This window comes from Pseudomonas arsenicoxydans, assembly GCF_900103875.1.
GTDB classification, from domain to species: Bacteria; Pseudomonadota; Gammaproteobacteria; order Pseudomonadales; family Pseudomonadaceae; genus Aquipseudomonas; species Aquipseudomonas arsenicoxydans.
Genome location: NZ_LT629705.1, coordinates 4173909 through 4193157 on the forward strand (window position 1 = coordinate 4173909; position 19249 = coordinate 4193157).

Consider the following 19249-nt stretch of genomic DNA (forward strand, 5'->3'; position numbering starts at 1 on the left):
AAAAGCGAGCCCTTTCATTGCCTGGCAATGGAAGGGCTTTTTTTTGTGGCGGTATATAGGTAACACCTGAAAAAAAAGCGGCTCGATAGGCTGGAGGCTCTTGTCAGTTACGAGTGATCAGCCATGTCTCTTCAGCCCACCCATCAACCCATTCCAGCCTTGAGGCCAGAGCAACAGAGCATTTTTTTTGATCTGGTTAAAAGCAATACCCCTGCCTGGCTTCTGGCTGCATCAGCCCCATTGCGAGCTGAGCTGTATGAAAGCCTCAATGCCAGCCATCGCTCACGCAGCGAGGTGTCTAGCCTCCTCAAAACCCTTCAATCCCCTGAAGATTTCTGTACTCCGTTACTGGCCAAAGCCATGTCCGACAAGCTGGGCGCGCCGCTGGAAGTGGCGGGTGTGGTCTTTCAGCACGTACGGTCGACCTCAAGCCTGCTGGGCCTTCGTCGAAAACTGGTGCTGCCGATTGACCGTGATTTACTGTCCGCTGCCTGTGAAAATTTTGAACTCAGCGAAACGTTGCCGGGAAACTACAACGACACTTCGTTGCTATACATTCCTGAAAAAATCACCGGGCACGCCGCCAAAAAACTGTCGATAAAGCCCCATGAGTTTGCCGGATTGTGCCGGACACTGGATTTAGGAAAGCAATACCAGACTCATCTTAAGAACCTGTTTGAACCTGTATCCGAGCGTCACGAACTACGCGACAAATACATTGCACATGCCCGGAACAGTTTTGAAGTCAGCAGGCATGCGGCGTTCATGCAAAAACATATCAGTGCGCAAGTGCATCAAGCGTTGAAGGCGGTGACGAGCCGGCAACCTGTCACGCTGGGTAATAACACGCTGGGATATCAGGCTTTGAAGCTGTTTGGTGTGACGCTCAATGGCGCGATGTTCATCGGCCCCGTCAAAAAGCATGACGATGACGATAACCGGTGCGTCGTGTATCTGCCGGGTGACCCGCTGCATCCGCTGAAAGAATTCGCATCGTTCACCGATTTCGAAGTCGAGTTGAGTCGGCGATTGCGACACGACGGGTATCGTCGATGGTTCATGCGCTACATCAAGCTCGCCGAACGTTCGGCTTTCCTGAAAAACCTTGATGAAAAATTACTCTCGCCAAACACCTCGCCGCTTCCTCGCCATACGGTGTATGTGTCGTTATCCGGTGACGACATTACGGGCGATATTTTCCAACAGACCTTTCGCCAGTATTCGGACCAGGTCATGGCGGATGCCCGAATTCTGATTGTTCCAACGGATGATGAAGACGAAAAGTCCCGTCTTGAGAGGCTGCAGACCTATGCGTCCATCGGCATCAACCTGGTGCTGTTTGGCGCATCTTTTTTGCCTGTTGTAGGCGAGGTCCTGTTGACGGTGACTGCTGTGCAACTGCTGTCGCAGGTGTATGAAGGTATTGCCAGCTGGTCGAGGGGCGAGATGGAGGAGGCCACGGATTACCTGTTCGATACCGTCGAGAACCTGATTTTGATGGCGGCATTTGCGGCAGGTACGGCCGCCGCCGCAAGTGCGTACAGAACCATCCGGGCGTCCCTGTTCATCGAGGGGTTGAGAAAGGTCACGTGCGCTGACTCGCGTAGCCGCTTGTGGAAGCCTGATCTGTCGCCTTATCAACAGAGCCGGAAGTTGCCGCGAGGGTCAGCACCTGATACCAGAGGGCTGCACTGGGCTGACGGGCAAGCTTATCTTCCAATCGACACCGCAGTTTATGCAGTGCGCCCCAAAACCGGAACGGATTTGTGGGAGGTACTGGCGCCGCAGGGTGCCGGGGAGACCTACAACCCCGTGCTTGAAACCAACGATGTGGGGGCCTGGCGCCACGACTCGGAGCTGCTACAGGAATGGGATCGGCTGAAACTGTTTCGTCGGTTCGGTTATTCCCGTGATGACGTGCCTGATAACACCGCTGCGCAGATTATTGCCGTCTGCGGGATCGAGGACGCTGTGCTGCGCCAGGCTCACATTTCCCGAAGCCATCCACCGGCATTGCTGGTCGATACGGTGCATCGGTTTCGGGCAGATGCGGCGGTCACGCGTTTTATCGAGCAAATGAAGGAACCCTCGTCAGCCTCCTTGGCGGACCCTGACCTGCAATTGCATCTGCTGACAACCTCTGAAAGGTGGCCTGGCAACGCCGCCATCAAGGTTGTCAATGCAGCAGGTGGACGCGTCAGTTTCCATGGCGCAGCCAACGCGCAGGCCGGGGAAACCCTCAGCCTCAATCAGGACGCGCTGGATAAAGGGCGGTTGCATACCTCGTTATTGTCAGCCTTGAGCAGCGGTCAGTGTGAGCACCTGTTGAACACGAAAACCACGGATGTGGCCGCTCAAGGCAAGGCCCTGACAACGATCATTGCCGAACAAGCCGAACGCAACAGGCCTGGGCTGTTTACGCGGATCTATCAACGCACCGAAGCCCCGAACAATGCCCGTGTAGCCGTATTGATGAAAAGGTTTGAGGGGTTGCCTGCGGCTGTCGCCGACGAGTTGGTCAGGCATGCCGAATCCGGGGAATGGGACGAACTCGATGATGACAAAGTCCCCCTGAGGCTCGCGGAGGAGGCCAGTCGCTTTTTGCAGCAGGTACGTGTCAGCCGGGCATACGAAGGGTTATATCTGAGTGCCGCGGGAGGTTCCTATACGGACCGTTTGGTACTCGACACCCTTGAGCAACTGCCAGGTTGGACCGGCAATGTCCGGGTTCAGATAGGGGAGTCGTCAGGTCACCACAACACATCGACCAGCATCGGAGTGGCGAACGCTGCGGAGAAAGTACAAGTCAACGTTCACGCTGATCGATACAGCGTGTTTGTCGACACCACAACACCCTCGACCACCTTCTCCCAGCGAACCCGCGATCATTATTTCCAGGCTCTTTGGCATGGTCTCTCGGCCAGGCGCAAGACCTTGCTGGGCGTACATGCAGACGATGCCGGGGCTGCGTTGCGAGCGAAAATCACGGAGCGTGCCCTGCAGCGACGACAGGCTGTAGCGCAACTCATGGATGACCAGCCATCGCGGCCGGGCTACACCTCGCCCATGAGGTTGGCAGACAGGCCATTGGCGATGCCTTCGACGGGGCACTCCAACAGCCTCGCGATCATCGCCAGCCATGACGTGCTGGTGCGTCGTGCGCTGGAGCTATATCCATTGCATTCTCCCAGGCAAATCCACGCCCTGCTTAACGTTATGGGGACGAACGTGATTTTGGCGCTGAAGAAGCTGGAGGCAATGAGGCAGGAGTTCCTGGCAATCAGGGAAAACTTGAGTCGCTGGGTGAACCGTCAGACTTGGCATCAGGCTCCCGATGGCCCAAGGCTGGAGGTGCCGAAACTCAGCAAGTCTAGCGCGGCTCAGGCGATCATTCGCAGCTGGCGCAAGGAACCCGAGGTCATCCAATCAGGCGAGCACCTTCTTGGCACACTCACGTTTTCCGCCCAGCCTTTGGGAGAGTTACCGGTCATTATTGGAGATTTCAGCCATATAGGCCGGCTGGTGATGGACCGCGTGGGAGCTAGCGCAGGGTTGAACCACTTTCTGAAAAATTTCGATAATCTTCGAACCCTGTCTCTGCGAGGCAACCATCTGACAAGGTTGCCGCAGGCATTGACCACCATGTCCCGATTGGTTGATCTGGACCTGAGCAACAACCTGATTCAGCTGACCCCGGCCTCGCAGGCTCAGCTGGCCGGGATGACCAGTCTGCAATCGATGAACCTGGCTTTCAATCCGAGCCTGACTCGGGCACCCGATGTCAGCCGGATGCAGCACTTGGAAAGGCTGAACCTGCAGGGCGCGGGGATAAATCAATGGCCTGCGGGCGCCTTGGATCTGCCGAGGTTGCGTGAGCTTGATTTGCGTGACAATCGAATCGATACACTTCCAGATGAGGTCCTCAAGGGCAATCCATTGCCTAACAAGGGAACCAATCTTCATGGCAACCCGTTATCGCCCGACACCCTCAAGGGGATCTCTTCGTATCAGCAAAGGACCGGCGTCAGTCTTGGAATCATCGCCTCAGAGTATCGTCGGCTGAACACGCATTCTGTTACTGACGCGACTCAGGTCGCACCGTGGCTGACCGGGCTCGACGTCGCCAAGGCTCAGACCCGGCGGGGGTTGTGGGCGTCTTTGCAGGCCTATCCGGATTCGAGGGGTTTTTTCAATGTGATCGCGCGTTTGTCCGACATCGCCGATTACAAACGACTGTATTCCGACTTCAGTCAGCGAATCTGGAACGTTCTGGAGGCCGCGGGCGAAGATGACCGCTTGCGACGTGCATTGTTTCGGCTGGCTCGTCTCGGGCGGGTCAGCGCCGATGGCTATTCGGCCTCATTCAGTGAGATGGAAGTGCTGGTGTTGTGCTACCGGGCCAATACCGCCGCCGCCACCGGAGCTGCGTCCCTGGAGCAGCAACTCATCGGGCTGCTCAGGGGCTTGTTCCGCCTGCAGGAGGTCGAGCGCTTTGCGCTGGCTGACATCAACACCCGTAGCGGATCCCAACAGAAAAGCTACGAGCATGCATTGGAAATCAGTCTGGCTTATCGCGTCGGGCTGTCAGAGCGCCTTGGCTTGCCGTCCCAGCCACGGACCATGACATCGCCCTGGAATGTCGAGGTCACGCCCGCGATGCTGGAGCGGGGTTGTCAGGCGGTCCTGACGACTGAGCGCAGCAGTGCATTGCTGGAGTGGATCATCGATCAAAGGTTTTGGGTGGAGTATCTGGAGTCGGCCCATCAAGACCAGTTCTTCGCTATCTCGGATCGGTCAGCGCAGGCGTTTGCCCAACTCGAGGGGCAGTTCGAACTTACCCGCGAAGTCGCCAGCGCGCGAATGAATGCTCTCATCGACAACTTCAAGAATGAGCGTCGGGATCTACTCAGGCAACTGACTGCCCCGGCATTGGCGCGCCATCGCGCACCTGAAGTTCCGAGTACCAGTTCGAGCTCGGGAGTATCCCGATGAACGAATATTCTCACGATGATGTAGTCGGGCCGGTTCCATCGCCGATGCCCAAAATGCACGAGAAACTGAAAACGCTAGTGGACATCGCGCTGCCGCAAACCCCCGGCCAGTTTGGCGAGCATTTGATCAAGGAAAAATGGGGGCAGGATATCGACCCACAGACCACGATTCTGGTCACGCTCGACTACAACTTCAAAGGCCATCCTGCACAGGACGGTGTCGAGCAGGGGCGGGTGGCGAGCGCTCGTTCGTTGCTGCAAGCGCTGCTGTCCAACTACCAGACAGTTGGCGACGGGCGCTTCGCTGAAACCGCATTCGGTCTGTACACACCGCCGGATGTCGGGCCAACGGTACGGATAGTCGATAACGTCGACGAATTCGCCGATCACGGCAGCGGTAACCACCACACATATGAAGGCATTTATCGCCAAACCTCACCGCAAACGTATGGACCGCTGACACAGCTCGCCCTGAGACCCGCAGATTTCAAGAAATGGGCCTGGGAATTGAATTTGAAGGGCTTGTACCAAGCGTATCTCGACCAGGCGTGGCCGTCCGATGAGGTGCTTCTTGCACCCACGCCTTACGCCTTGAGAACGTCGGTCAAAGCAGCGTTTGTCGTGGCGGCATGGTTGCAGTTGCAAGAGCAGCGCCTGACTCAAAAGGGTCTGGAACTGACGATGCAGGCGGCAGGCCTTCCAACCGATCAGACGTGGCAAACCCTGACCATCGAGCAACTGAAAACACCCGCTCGCATTCCTTCAACGATCAGGTTCGGCTTGCTGAAACTGTACCGCTACACCGCGACGGATATCTGGGCCTGGCGTGATACCTCCAGTCCTCGCGTGCTGCTGTACATCCCGGGTAATTCATCCCCGTTGCACGAATTCGCCGATGCCACGCAATTGCAGCAATGGATGGTCGCGCAGGGCCGGTCCACCGCGACAAAAGAGGCGTTGGCGGCGCATTTCGCTGAAGACGATCGTGAGGACGGTACGTTCCACGCCGGCGTCCTGACCGCGTTGGACGGCATGGCGCTTTATCCTGCCAGGCACCGGCTGACTGCCAGCGCCGGTTTCTTCAACGATGACGGCTACTGGGACCCTGCCGAGTACATCGGCTTTGACGATCCGGCGCTCGCCACCGATCCCTTTGCCCGGCTGGTGCTGACGATGAAGCAAGCTGCAGTGGCAGGCGTCCAGACCATTCGCGACGATGCGCAGGTCAACCGGGACCAGTTGAGTGCCGTCGTCGAACCGGTGGTGCAATGGATCAACCGTTTTGGACCGCTCGCCGTGTTCTTCCCCGGAGGCGAGGGACTGCTGGCCTTGGCCGGGCTGATTGACGCCGGTTATGGCCTGAATCAGGCGGTCAACGGTAAAACGCCCAACCAACGCACTGAAGGACTGACGCGCACAGTGTTTGGCTTGCTGAACGCGTTGCCGATGATCGGTGGCGCGTCGGTGCTCAAGGGTGAAACCGCGCAAGCCGAGCACCTGGCGGAGCCCGGCCCGGAACCCGAGGTTGATCCGCAAGCGACGGAGGTGCGGACGGCACCGACCGTTGCGCCAATGCCCGATCCTGCGCTTGGCCAGATTGGGCTCCTGCGCGGAGTCGGCCCCCCGGTGGCTTCCTTCAGCGATGAAGTGCTGGCGCAGATCGGCACCGTCAGCGCAGTGGACGACGACATGCTGCGGTTGATGCAGACGGGCCGAGCGCCGACGCCGTTATTGGCGGACACGATCAGTCGCTTCAAGATCGATCAGGACCTCGGTCCGGCCGGGGACCTTGCGCTCTTCAACCGGCGTTATCAGGCGCTTCAGCACTCGGAGCATGAATGGGTTCAACTGTTCCAGCGCGAATATCCTGGTTTTCCCAAAAGCGCCATCGAGCAAATGCTCGAGCGCTCTGGAGTTGACCTCCAGGCGTTGCCCGACGCTACCGAGGCTAGCCAGGTGCTTGCGCGCCTGGACAGCAAGGCGCGGCAATACCAGCAACATGTAAGGCTCAATCGAGCCTATGAAGGCCTTTACCTGCGCTCGGTGGCTAACCCCGAGTCGGACGCACTGGCCTTGCACTCGCTCGCCCGGCAACCAGGCTGGCCCAGGCACCTTCGCATCGACGTGCTGGATCAGACCATTGTCGGTCGGGTCCTGGACCGCAGCGGTCCACTCGATGCGAGCGAAGTCCGGCGCCTGATCAAGGAGGAACATGGTTACCGGTATCAGGACCGGCAAACGGATTTCTATACAGCGCTTGTGAGTCTGCTTTCGGACGACGAGCGTTTGGCGCTGCACCTCGATTCAGTCGATCCGGCAGGTCAGTTGCGGCTGAACATCGGCCGTCAGGCGTTACCCCGCACCGAGTTCATGCACGGCCTTCAGAGAACGGATTCCGGATTGCCTTTCGAGGCGTCCGGACTCAGAGGCGGTGGTTTTCCGGGGACGCCGCAGGCCGAAGCACTGACGCATCAGATGATGAGGTTGCAGCTCAAAGACATCCATCCGGACTTCACCGATGCCCAGGCCGATGCATTGCTACGGCGCGAAGGCGCAGCGGCACAGGCGCACATCGATGGGCTCAAGCAACAATTGCAGCAACTCAACACTGACCTCTTCGGCTGGATTGATCAGGTGGCGGATGACATCCATGACATGGGTGTTCCCCAGTTGGCCGCCGGCGATCCCGAGGCGGCAGGGCTGAACCCTGTGCAGCTCCAAGCCCATAACGTCCAGCTGATGCTGACACACATGCACTATGAGCGAGTCACCCGTCAGGAACTGGCCGAGGAACTGGTCGCCATCTGGCAACAGCGCGGGCCACAGCAGCATCTGCTTCTGACCGGCGAACACGTGCGCGGCGTCAGGCTTGATCTCGACTTCGAGGATTACCACCGGTTACCCGTATTGAATGTGCGGCTCAACACGGTTCTGGAATTATCGATGCGCGGATTCCACGTGACCGAAGAGGACAGCCTGAACAGCTTTCTTGAGAGCTTTCCCAACCTGGAAACCCTGAACCTGGAAAGTGTCGATCTGAGTCACTTTAGCGCCGACGGCGAGGCTGGACGCGCACTGCCTTCTGCGATCAGCCAGCTGCGTCAACTGACGACGCTGAACTTGCGGTCGACCCGCCTGACGTTCAGTCAACGCAGCGCTTCGCAGCTCACGGAATTGACTCGCCTGCACACGCTGGACCTGAGCAACAACCCGCTGGAGGGCCCGCCGCTGCTGCTGGGGATGAACGACTTGCGCCAGCTCAATTTGAGCGATACGCGGATCACCACATGCCCGGTCGGGATCATGGAACAGCCCTATCTGACGTCCCTGGACTTGCGTAATAACCGTATAACCCGCGTCCCACAGACGGTGCTCAACCAGGCCATCGCCAGGGACCGTGTCAGGCTGCAGGGCAATCCGTTGACGGATGAGGACACGTTGTTGCGCATCGTGGAGCATCGTCGGCGAACGGGCATCAACCTGTGGTTGAGCGAGGCTCATGCTGACGATGGCAACGGCATCGAGTGGTTGCGTGAAGGCGATGAGACGCTGCGGGAGGCGCGACGATTGATCTGGCAGCGGCTGGCAGCCAGGCCATTGGGGATTCGGTTCTTGCGGGTCATGGGTGGCATGGCCGTGACGGCCGACTTTCGGGTCGACTACCTGAGCTTGCAGGCGAGGGTGTGGCGGCTTCTCGGCGATGCCGACGCCTCAGAGGTTTTGTGGGCTCGACTGGTGCAGGACGTGGAAGCGGCGCAGGTTGATGATGACAACCCTTTCACGCTGTTTACAGAGCTTGAGGCACAGGCTGTGTTTTATCGGAATTGGGAGGCCATGGGGCGACCGTTTTCGATCGGCTCATAGTAAGGGGGGGGGGAGAGCCTTGAACCCCGAATGGGGTTCAAGGTTTGACGATCAGCGGCGACGGAACAGCGGCAGCGGTTCGTCAGTGGCGGCCTGATAGGTCACCGAGAAGTCCTTGAGACCTTCCAGGGCTTCATACGGGTCTTTATCGGCGCGAATGGCGAACGCGTCGAAGCCGCAACGGTGCATGTAGAACAGCTGGTCGCGCAGCACATCGCCAATTGCCCGCAGTTCGCCTTTGAAACCATAACGGTCGCGCAGCAGGCGGGCGTTGGAGTAGTTGCGGCCATCGGTGAAGGCCGGGAAGTTCAGGGCGATGACCTGGAAATTCGCCACGTCTTCACCGATTTCTTCCGCTTCTTCGTCGGCATCCAGCCACACACCCAGGCCGCCATCGCGGGCCTTGAGCATACGGCCGTGTTCGCGCCACAGGCTCAACGGGACGATCAGATCGTCGCAGTTGCTGATCTCGTCGATGTTGAAGTCCTTGGGCAACAGGTGCCAGGTTTCGTCGACGACCTCGTTGTTCTTAATTATTCGCTGCATAGACGCGCTCCTTGAAGAGGTCGATGCCAATACGCTGATAGGTGTCGATGAAACGCTCGTCTTCGGTACGTTGTTCGATGTACACGTCGATCAGTTTCTCGATCACGTCAGGCATGGCTTCCTGGGCGAAAGACGGGCCGAGGATCTTGCCCAGGCTGGCGTCGCGACTTGCGCTGCCACCCAGGGAGACCTGGTAGAACTCTTCGCCTTTCTTGTCCACCCCGAGGATGCCGATGTGGCCCACGTGGTGGTGACCGCAAGCGTTCATGCAACCGGAGATGTTCAGGTCCAGCTCGCCGATGTCGAACAGGTAGTCCAGGTCTTCGAAGCGACGCTGGATCGATTCGGCAATCGGGATCGATTTGGCGTTGGCCAGCGAGCAGAAATCACCACCAGGGCAGCAGATGATGTCGGTCAGCAAGCCGATGTTCGGCGTGGCGAAACCTTGCTCGCGCAACTCGCCCCACATCGCGAACAGTTGGGACTGCTCGACGTCGGCCAGAATGATGTTCTGTTCGTGGGAGGTGCGCAGTTGACCGAAGCTGTAACGGTCGGCCAGATCGGCTACCGCGTCGAGCTGCTTGTCGGTGATGTCGCCCGGTGCAACGCCGGTCGGCTTCAGGGACAGGGTGACCGCCACATAACCCGGCTTTTTGTGGGCCAGGGTATTGCGGGTGCGCCAGCGCGCGAAGCCCGGGTGTTGCTTGTCGAGCTCGGCCAGTTCGGCGGTCTGGTTGTCCAGCGCCTTATAGTCCGGATCGACGAAGTGTTTGGCGACGCGATGCACTTCGGATTCGGTCAACGTGGTCTGGCCACCGCGAAGGTGTTCCATTTCCGCATCGACTTTTTGTGCGAAGACTTCAGGCGTCAGGGCCTTGACCAGAATCTTGATCCGCGCCTTGTACTTGTTGTCGCGACGGCCATAGCGGTTGTAGACACGCAGGATGGCGTCGAGGTAGCTCAACAGGTCTTGCCACGGCAGGAATTCATTGATGAACGCGCCCACCACCGGCGTACGGCCCAGGCCACCACCGACCAGCACCCGGAAGCCCAGCTCGCCAGCGGCGTTGTGCACCGGCTCAAGGCCGATGTCATGGACTTCGATGGCGGCACGGTCGGAGGTCGAACCGTTGATGGCGATCTTGAACTTGCGCGGCAGGTAGGCGAATTCCGGGTGGAACGTCGTCCACTGACGAACGATCTCGCACCATGGGCGCGGATCGATCAGCTCATCGGCAGCGACACCGGCGAACTGGTCGGTGGTGACGTTGCGCAGGCAGTTGCCGCTGGTCTGGATCGCGTGCATCTGCACGGTAGCCAGCTCGGCGAGGATGTCCGGAATGTCTTCCAGCGCCGGCCAGTTGAACTGCACGTTCTGCCGGGTACTGATGTGGGCATAGCCCTTGTCGTAGTCGCGGGCGATCTTGGCCATCATTCGCGTCTGGCGCGAAGTCAGTTGGCCGTAAGGCACCGCCACTCGCAACATCGGCGCGAAGCGTTGGATATAAAGCCCGTTTTGCAGGCGCAGAGGGCGGAATTCTTCTTCGCTCAGCTCGCCTGCCAGATAGCGTCGGGTCTGATCACGGAACTGCTTGACGCGGTCCTCGATGATCCGCTGATCGTACTCGTCGTATACGTACATATAAGTCCTGTTCTCAGGCTTGGGCCGGTCGGATCCAGTTGCGTTTTTCGCTTGCTGAAGTATCCGATAGTGCCTCGGCAATTCTGCGCGCACGGCCGCGCACTCCCTACGGAGCCGGGGCAAGATACCAGTTTGCAGTTATGCGCAAAAGTGATGTTTGAGTATATGTAAAGAACCAAAACGACTAACGAGAACTGTTGTTGGTAAACCCGCATTTGTCGTGCGGGCAATCGTCGTCTTTACTGTGATCGAGTCTTTATGCAATCACCGATAAAACCGACAAGAGGCGATGCAATGAGCAACCCTACGAAAGCGACAAAACCCGATAGCACGGTTGATGCTTGGGCGATTCTGTTTTTGATCATTCTGGTCGTGGGCACCGCAGTATTCTGGGTCAGTCATCAATAATCGGCCCCGCCCGGGCCCTGTATCGACGATTGTCGGACAATCGGCGCAATAAACGCCGTTTTCCGGGATTTCGCTGGCTATAATGCGCGGCGCATTTTCCGGGGTTCGGGCGATCTAATGTTGAAGTTTTTCTACACCTTCCTGCTGATGCTGGGCGCGATTTACGGCCCTGTCGCGCGCGGGGAATCGGTGTTGTTCCTCAATCCCGGAAAGACTGATGAAGCTTTCTGGGTCAGCTATGCGCAATTCATGCAGGCGGCTGCCACGGACCTGGGCATTGACCTGCGGATTCTCTACGCCCAACGCATGCCGGAACTCACGGTGGCGCAAGCTCGTCTGGTGCTGCAAGGCCCCGAGCGCCCGGACTATCTGGTTTTCGTCAATGAACAGTACGTCGCCCCGCAAATCCTGCGTCTGGCCGAAGGCAGTGGCGTGAAGCTGTTTATGGTCAACGCGTCGTTGACGGCCAATCAAATCAGCCTGCTGGGCGAGCGCGCTGATCTTCTGGGCAGCCTGGTGCCGAACGACGAGGAGGGCGGTTACCTGATGCTCAAGGAGCTTATTCGCCAGCATGGCCCCGCAGCACCCGGCCAAGTCATTGAGTTGTTGGCGTTCTCCGGCCTGAAAATCACCCCGTCGTCGCAACTGCGTGAGCAAGGCATGATGCGCGCCTTGGCCGAACACCCTGAAGTGCGCTTGCGTCAGCTGGTGTACGGCGGATGGAACCGGGATCGGGCCTATGAGCAGGCGAAGTTGCTGTTGCGGCGTTATCCGAAGGTGTCGCTGGTATGGTCAGCCAATGACGAAATGGCTTTCGGCGCCATGCAGGCGTATTCGGAAACCGGCGGCGTGCCCGGCAAGGATGCATTGTTCAGCGCGATCAACACCTCGCCGGCCGCGCTGCATGCGAAGGTAGACGGGCGCTTGAGCGTTTTGTTGGGCGGGCACTTCACCTTGGGTGGCTGGGCGCTGGTCGAGTTGCACGATATAGAGAAGGGCGTGGATCTCAGTCATTACGGCGGCCGAGACCGGCGAATCCCGTTGCTGCAGATTATCGACAAGGCACAGGCCCAGCGAATGCTGGACATGGGAGCATCGCCAGCCTACGGCGTAGATTTCCGCCGATTGTCCGCCAAAGGCAGGCCGACGTCTTATCGATACCCGTTCAGCCTGCAAACCCTGATGCGCTAAACCCCGGCCAGGTGCAACACCAGCTGCACGATGCCGTACAGCGCCAGTGCAAACACCGCCGTGAACAAAATCCCCAGAATCACGAAATGACTGGGCTTGCCATGGGTAAAGTCCCGGGCCCGATTCTTTCCGCTCTGCACCCCGAACGCCGCGGCCATGACGCTGTGCAGCATCTGCCAGAACGTTGGTGGCTTGTTGTCGACCGGGTCGTCCATAAATCCCTCGTCATGCCTGTGTGAGCTATAAGCATAGCCAATCCACGACAGGCACAACGCAAATGTGGGAGCGAGCCTGCTCGCGATGGCGGCCTGAACAGTCACAGTGATGTCGACTGTCATGGCCTCATCGCGAGCAGGCTCGCTCCCACATTGGATCTCTGTTGGCCACAGCGTCGTGGCCAATTCGAGCGGCTTAGTTGTCGTAACCCAGGTTCGGTGCCAGCCAGCGCTCGGTCACGCTCAATTCCTGGCCTTTGCGCGACGTGTAGCTCTGCACTTGATCCTTGTCGATCTTGCCCACGGCAAAGTACTGCGCCTGCGGGTGCGCGAAGTACCAGCCGCTGACCGCTGCTGCCGGGAACATCGCGTAGTGCTCGGTGAGGAACACGCCGCTGCGCCCGGCCTTCATTTCGCTGGCTTCAGGGTCGAGCAAGGTGAACAGGGTGCTCTTCTCGGTGTGATCAGGGCAGGCCGGGTAGCCCGGCGCCGGACGGATGCCGGTGTATTGCTCTTTGATCAGCGCCTCGTTGTCGAGCGTCTCGTCCTTGGCGTAGCCCCAGTACTCTTTACGCACTTGCTGGTGCAGCCACTCGGCGCAGGCCTCGGCCAAACGGTCGGCCAGGGCCTTGACCATGATCGAGTTGTAATCGTCGCCAGCGTCCTGGTAAGCCTTGGCCACTTCTTCGGCGCCGATCCCCGCGGTGGTGATGAAGCCGCCCACATAGTCGGTGACTTCGCTGTCCTTGGGCGCGACGAAGTCGGCCAGGGAGAAATTCGGCTTGCCGTCGGTCTTGATGATCTGCTGGCGCAAGTGGTGCAGTTTGGCAATCGGCTTGCCATCGTCGCCGTAGACTTCGATGTCGTCGTCGCGCACCTGGTTGGCCGGCCAGAAGCCGAACACCGCGCGGGCGCTGATGAGTTTTTCGTCGATCAGTTTGGCGAGCATTTCCTGGGCATCGGCGTACAACGCAGTGGCGGCTTCACCGACCACTTCGTCCTGAAGGATGCGCGGGAATTTGCCGGCCAGGTCCCAGGAAATAAAGAACGGCGTCCAGTCGATGTATTCGGCCAGAACCTTGAGGTCGATATTGTCCAGCACCTTCGAACCGGTGAAGGTCGGCTTGACCGGCGCGTAGGTGCTCCAGTCGAACTGCGGCTTCTTGGCGATGGCGGCCGGGTAGCTCAGGCGTTCGGTGCGGGCGCTGCGGTTGGCGGTACGCTCGCGAACGTCGATGTACTCAAGGCGGGTCTTCTCGACGAACGCCGGCTTCAACTCCTTGGACAGCAACTGCGTCGCCACGCCCACGGCGCGGGAGGCGTCCGTCACGTAGATCACTGCATCGTTGCTGTACTTGGGTTCAATCTTCACCGCCGTGTGAGCCTTGGAGGTGGTCGCGCCACCGATCATCAGCGGCAGGTGGAAGTCCTGGCGCTGCATCTCGCGGGCCACGTGGACCATTTCATCCAGCGAAGGCGTGATCAGGCCGGACAGGCCGATGATGTCGCACTTCTGCTCCTTGGCCACTTGCAGGATTTTCTCCGCCGGGACCATCACGCCAAGGTCGACGATGTCGTAGCCGTTGCAACCCAGCACCACGCCGACGATGTTCTTGCCGATGTCGTGCACGTCGCCTTTGACCGTCGCCATCAGGATCTTGCCCTTGGCTTCCGGTTTGTCGCCTTTTTCCAGTTCGATGAACGGGATCAAGTGGGCAACCGCCTGTTTCATCACGCGGGCGGATTTCACCACTTGCGGCAGGAACATTTTGCCGGCGCCGAACAGGTCGCCGACGATGTTCATGCCAGACATCAGCGGGCCTTCGATCACTTCGATCGGGCGCGCGAAGGACTGGCGGGATTCTTCGGTGTCTTCAACGATGTGCGTAGTGATGCCCTTGACCAGCGCATGTTCCAGACGCTTGTTGACCGGCCAGCCGCGCCATTCTTCGGTCTCGGCTTCCTTGACGCTGCCGTCGCCTTTGTACTTGTCGGCAATCGCGAGGAGGGCGTCGGTGCCGTTCGGGGTGCGGTTGAGCACCACGTCTTCGACGGCGTCACGCAGTTCGGCCGGGATCTGGTCGTAGATCTCCAACTGACCGGCGTTGACGATGCCCATGGTCAGGCCGTTGCGGATTGCATACAGCAGGAACACCGAGTGAATCGCCTCACGCACCGGGTTGTTGCCACGGAACGAGAACGACACGTTGGACACGCCACCCGAGGTCAGCGCGTAGGGCAGCTCGTCGCGGATGTAGGCGCAGGCATTGATGAAGTCCACGGCGTAGTTGTTGTGTTCTTCAATGCCGGTAGCGACGGCGAAGATGTTCGGGTCGAAGATGATGTCTTCCGGCGGGAAGCCGACTTCGTTGACCAGAATGTCGTAGGAGCGTTTGCAGATTTCTTTCTTGCGCGCTTCGGTGTCGGCCTGGCCGGCTTCGTCGAACGCCATCACCACCACGGCGGCGCCATAGCGCTTGCACAGTTTGGCGTGATGGATGAACTGCTCGACGCCTTCTTTCATGCTGATCGAGTTGACGATGCCCTTGCCCTGGATGCACTTGAGGCCGGCTTCGATCACTTCCCACTTGGAGGAGTCGATCATGATCGGCACACGGGAGATGTCCGGTTCACCGGCAATCAGATTGAGGAAGGTCACCATGGCCTTCTTCGAATCGAGCATCCCTTCGTCCATGTTGATGTCGATCACCTGGGCGCCGGCTTCGACCTGCTGCAGGGCGACTTCCAGGGCTTCGGTGTAGTTGTCTTCACGGATCAGGCGCGCAAACTTGGCGGAACCGGTGATGTTGGTGCGCTCGCCGACGTTGACGAACAACGAGCTGCGATCGATGGTGAACGGTTCCAGGCCGGACAGGCGGCAAGCCTTCGGAATCTCCGGGATTTGACGCGGCGCGTAACCGGCCACGGCTTTGGCAATGGCTTCGATGTGGCCCGGGGTGGTGCCGCAGCAGCCGCCGACGATGTTCAGGAAGCCGCTTTGCGCGAATTCTTCGATGACCTTGGCGGTTTGCGATGGCAGTTCGTCGTACTCGCCAAATTCGTTCGGCAGGCCGGCGTTCGGGTGGGCCGATACGTGGGTGCCGGCCTTGTTCGACAGCTCTTCCAGGTACGGGCGCAACTCGCTGGCGCCGAGGGCGCAGTTCAGACCGACCGAAATCGGCTTGGCGTGGGCCACGGAGTTCCAGAAGGCTTCGGTGGTCTGGCCCGACAACGTACGGCCGGAGGCATCGGTGATGGTGCCGGAAATCATGATCGGCAGTTCGACGCCCAGTTCTTCGAACACCCCTTGCACGGCGAAGATCGCGGCTTTGGCGTTCAAGGTGTCGAAAATGGTTTCGATCAGGATCAGGTCGGCGCCGCCTTCGATCAGGCCCTTGGTGGACTCGGTGTAGTTTTCCACCAGTTCATCGAAGGTCACGTTGCGGTAGCCGGGGTTGTTCACGTCCGGGGACAGCGAGCAGGTGCGACTGGTAGGACCGAGCACGCCGGCGACGAAACGCGGCTTGTCCGGGGTTTCCAGGGTCTTGGCGTCGGCCACCTTGCGGGCCAGGCGCGCGCCTTCTACGTTTAACTCGTACGCCAGGCCCTGCATGCCGTAGTCGGCCAAGGAAATCTGCGTAGCGTTGAAGGTGTTGGTTTCCAGAATGTCGGCGCCGGCATCCAGGTAGGCTTTTTCGATGCCGCCAATCACGTCCGGGCGGGTCAGTACCAACAGGTCGTTGTTGCCCTTGACGTCGCTCGGCCAGTCGGCGAAGCGTTTGCCGCGGTAATCCTGCTCCTCAAGCTTATAGCTCTGGATCATCGTGCCCATGCCGCCATCGAGAATCAGGATGCGCTCTTTGAGGGCGTGCTTGAGAGCTTGAAGGCGAACACTGCGATCGGACATTTGGACTACTCGGAAAGACCATGACGAAGGGACGCGATAATAGCAAACCTGTGCGGTTTTGGAGCATGTCCCGGTTTTGCATGAATATCGTTCATGTTGGTGCGGGTGCCGGACCGGTAGAATTCCGGCGTTTTTCACGATCAGGACCAGGGACATGTCGTATCGCGTCATCACCAGCATTATTTTGCTGCTATTAAGCTGGGACGCGACTGCGCAAGGTCCGGCGATTTCTACGGCTCTTTCCTATACCCGCGACATCCAACCGATCTTCACCGAAAAGTGCGTGGCCTGCCATGCCTGCTACGACTCCGCCTGTCAGCTCAATCTGGGCAGCGGCGAAGGGGCGGCCCGTGGCGCGACCAAGGTCACTGTCTATGATGGCGAGCGCAGTCAGGCTGCCGCGCCGACCCGCCTGTTTTACGATGCGTTTGGCAAACGCGCCTGGCAGCAAAAGGGCTTTTATTCGGTGCTCGACGCCCAAGGCAGTCAGGCGGCGTTGATGGCGCGGATGCTTGAGTTGGGCCATAAAACCCCGCTGCAACCCAACGCCAGGTTGCCTGAAGAGATCGTCCTGGGCCTTAACCGGGAAAACAGCTGCGCCATGCCGGCCGAATTCGACGGCTATGCCGGTACACATCCTAAAGAAGGCATGCCGCTGGCGGTCACCGGCCTGACCGATCAGCAGTACCAGACGTTGCAACGCTGGCTGGCCTCCGGTGCGCCAATCGATGAACAGGGCCTGGTGCCGAGTGCGAACGAGGCCTTGCAGGTGGTGCAGTGGGAAAACCTGCTCAATTCGCCAGGCGCCCGGGAAAGTCTGGTGGGGCGCTGGTTGTTCGAGCATTGGTTTCTCGCGCATCTGTACTTCAAGGACGGTGAGCCTGGGCACTTCTTCCAGTGGGTGCGTTCGCGCACTCCGACCGGCCAGCCGATCGACCTGATCAACACCCGTCGCCCGAACGACGACCCCGGCACCCAAGTGTATTACCGCCTATGGCCGGTGCAGGGCGTGATCGTGCTCAAGACCCACATCACCTATCCGCTGAGCGCGGCGAAGATGGCGCGGATCAAAAGCCTGTTTTACAACGGCACTTGGCAGGTCAATGCCTTGCCGGGTTATGGCCCGGAGCGTCGAGCCAATCCGTTCACCACCTTTGAAGCGATTCCGGCGCAGGCGCGTTATCAGTTCATGCTCGATAACGCCGAATACTTTGTGCGCACCTTCATTCGCGGCCCGGTCTGCCGCGGGCAAATCGCCACGGATGTGATTCGCGACAACTTCTGGGCGCTGTTCCAGGCGCCGGAGCACGATCTGTACATCACCGACCCGAACTACCGAGGCCAGGCCACGCCATTGCTGGCCATGCCGGGCCAGAACGACGACGTCGGCAGTGTCCTGAGCCTGTGGCACGACTACCGCGACAAACGCAACGAGTACGAGGCACTGCGCCGGGATAATTACGCCGATGCGCCGGCACCGAGCTGGTCGACCTTGTGGGCCGGCAACGACAATGCGCTGCTGAGTATCTTTCGGCACTTCGACAGTGCGTCGGTGAACAAGGGCCTGATCGGCGATGTGCCGCAAACCATCTGGCTGTTCGACTTTCCACTGCTGGAACGCACCTACTATCAACTGGCGGTCAACTTCGATGTGTTCGGCAATGTGTCCCATCAAGCGCAAACGCGGCTGTATTTCGACCTCATCCGCAACGGTGCCGAGCAGAATTTCCTGCGCCTGATGCCGGCCGACTCGCGAACCGCGTACCTGGACGATTGGTACCAGAACAGCGGCAGACTCAAGATGTGGCTCGATTACGAGGCCATCGACAACGACAAGCCGACGGCACTCAAACTCGACGAGAAAGACCCGAAACGCGACTTTGCGATGCAACTGCTGGCTCGTTACGGCGAACTCAACGCCAAGCCTGATCCGATCAACCGGTGCGACGGCGCTTACTGCTCACGGCCGAACATCGACCCGGCGCTGCAAAATGCCGAACAAGCCTTGAGTCGCCTGGTTTCGCGCCCGGCGGCGGGTCTGAAGGTCATCGACCAGCTGCCGGAAGCGACGATGCTGCGCATTGAAACCGCGAGCGGCAAACGTGAGATGTACAGCCTGTTGCGCAACCGCGCCCACAGCAATGTGGCGTTCCTGCTCGGCGAATCACTGCGCTATCAGCCAGGCCTCGACACCCTGACCATTTTCCCGGGCGTGCTCAGCAGCTACCCGAACTTCATGTTCAATATCCCGGCGGAGCAGGTGCCGGCGTTCGTGGACGCGATGGAAAATGCCAGGGACGCGAGCAGCTTCGAGAAAATCGTCGAGCGTTGGGGCATTCGCCGCAGTCATCCGCAGTTCTGGTTTTACTTCCATGACCTGAGTCTCTACATCCACGAGACCGACCCGGTGGAAGAGGGCGTGCTCGACATGAACCGCTACGAGAATCTTTGATCGACCTTTGAGGATGGGCTGGTGTCGGATTTC

Annotated in this window: 8 protein-coding genes; 4 read left to right on the top strand and 4 right to left on the bottom strand. The window is 59.3% G+C overall.

The window, feature by feature from the left end:
* The first annotated feature begins 123 nt into the window (after window positions 1-123).
* Both BLQ41_RS19605 and BLQ41_RS19610 read left to right on the top strand, forming a co-directional pair.
* Window positions 124-4992: an NEL-type E3 ubiquitin ligase domain-containing protein gene (locus tag BLQ41_RS19605; RefSeq protein WP_090183419.1), complete on the top strand. Its 4869-nt coding sequence runs from the start codon at window positions 124-126 to the stop codon at window positions 4990-4992.
* Window positions 4989-8855: a dermonecrotic toxin domain-containing protein gene (locus tag BLQ41_RS19610; protein ID WP_090183421.1), complete on the top strand. Its 3867-nt coding sequence runs from the start codon at window positions 4989-4991 to the stop codon at window positions 8853-8855. The genes BLQ41_RS19605 and BLQ41_RS19610 overlap by 4 nt, the downstream gene beginning before the upstream one ends.
* A 51-nt stretch (window positions 8856-8906) precedes the next feature.
* Here BLQ41_RS19610 and BLQ41_RS19615 read toward each other — a convergent pair whose 3' ends face one another.
* Window positions 8907-9401: a DUF934 domain-containing protein gene (locus BLQ41_RS19615; protein WP_090183422.1), complete on the bottom strand. Its 495-nt coding sequence runs from the start codon at window positions 9399-9401 to the stop codon at window positions 8907-8909.
* Window positions 9385-11043 (bottom strand): nitrite/sulfite reductase, encoded by a 1659-nt coding sequence (locus tag BLQ41_RS19620; protein WP_090183424.1) that lies wholly within the window; start codon window positions 11041-11043, stop codon window positions 9385-9387. The genes BLQ41_RS19615 and BLQ41_RS19620 overlap by 17 nt, the downstream gene beginning before the upstream one ends.
* Before the next feature lie 525 nt (window positions 11044-11568).
* On the opposite strand from BLQ41_RS19620, the gene BLQ41_RS19625 reads away from it, so the two are divergent.
* The gene (locus BLQ41_RS19625; RefSeq protein WP_090183426.1) at window positions 11569-12642 is read left to right on the top strand and encodes an ABC transporter substrate-binding protein; all 1074 of its coding nucleotides are present in this window, start codon (window positions 11569-11571) and stop codon (window positions 12640-12642) included.
* Here the strand turns inward: BLQ41_RS19625 and BLQ41_RS19630 are convergent.
* Both BLQ41_RS19630 and metH read right to left on the bottom strand, forming a co-directional pair.
* Window positions 12639-12857: a DUF2970 domain-containing protein gene (locus BLQ41_RS19630; RefSeq protein WP_090183427.1), complete on the bottom strand. Its 219-nt coding sequence runs from the start codon at window positions 12855-12857 to the stop codon at window positions 12639-12641. The two genes, BLQ41_RS19625 and BLQ41_RS19630, sit on opposite strands and share 4 nt — an antisense overlap.
* A gap of 196 nt (window positions 12858-13053) precedes the next feature.
* On the bottom strand, window positions 13054-16764 hold the full coding sequence (metH, locus tag BLQ41_RS19635; protein WP_090183429.1) for a methionine synthase: 3711 nt from the start codon (window positions 16762-16764) through the stop codon (window positions 13054-13056).
* A 154-nt stretch (window positions 16765-16918) separates the two neighbouring features.
* Here metH and BLQ41_RS19640 point away from each other — a divergent pair, with 154 nt between their 5' ends.
* Entirely contained in the window at window positions 16919-19216 is a 2298-nt protein-coding gene (locus BLQ41_RS19640) for a fatty acid cis/trans isomerase (protein ID WP_090183430.1), read from the top strand.
* Window positions 19217-19249 lie beyond the last annotated feature (33 nt).

Excerpts from the sequence above, each read along its gene's own strand:
- BLQ41_RS19630 (WP_090183427.1), bottom strand. The coding sequence starts at position 12,857 with ATGGACGACCCGGTCGACAACAAGCCACCAACGTTCTGGCAGATGCTG.
- BLQ41_RS19625 (WP_090183426.1), top strand. The coding sequence starts at position 11,569 with ATGTTGAAGTTTTTCTACACCTTCCTGCTGATGCTGGGCGCGATTTAC.
- BLQ41_RS19610 (WP_090183421.1), top strand. The coding sequence starts at position 4,989 with ATGAACGAATATTCTCACGATGATGTAGTCGGGCCGGTTCCATCGCCG.
- BLQ41_RS19615 (WP_090183422.1), bottom strand. The coding sequence starts at position 9,401 with ATGCAGCGAATAATTAAGAACAACGAGGTCGTCGACGAAACCTGGCAC.
- metH (WP_090183429.1), bottom strand. The coding sequence starts at position 16,764 with ATGTCCGATCGCAGTGTTCGCCTTCAAGCTCTCAAGCACGCCCTCAAA.
- BLQ41_RS19605 (WP_090183419.1), top strand. The coding sequence starts at position 124 with ATGTCTCTTCAGCCCACCCATCAACCCATTCCAGCCTTGAGGCCAGAG.
- BLQ41_RS19620 (WP_090183424.1), bottom strand. The coding sequence starts at position 11,043 with ATGTACGTATACGACGAGTACGATCAGCGGATCATCGAGGACCGCGTC.
- BLQ41_RS19640 (WP_090183430.1), top strand. The coding sequence starts at position 16,919 with ATGTCGTATCGCGTCATCACCAGCATTATTTTGCTGCTATTAAGCTGG.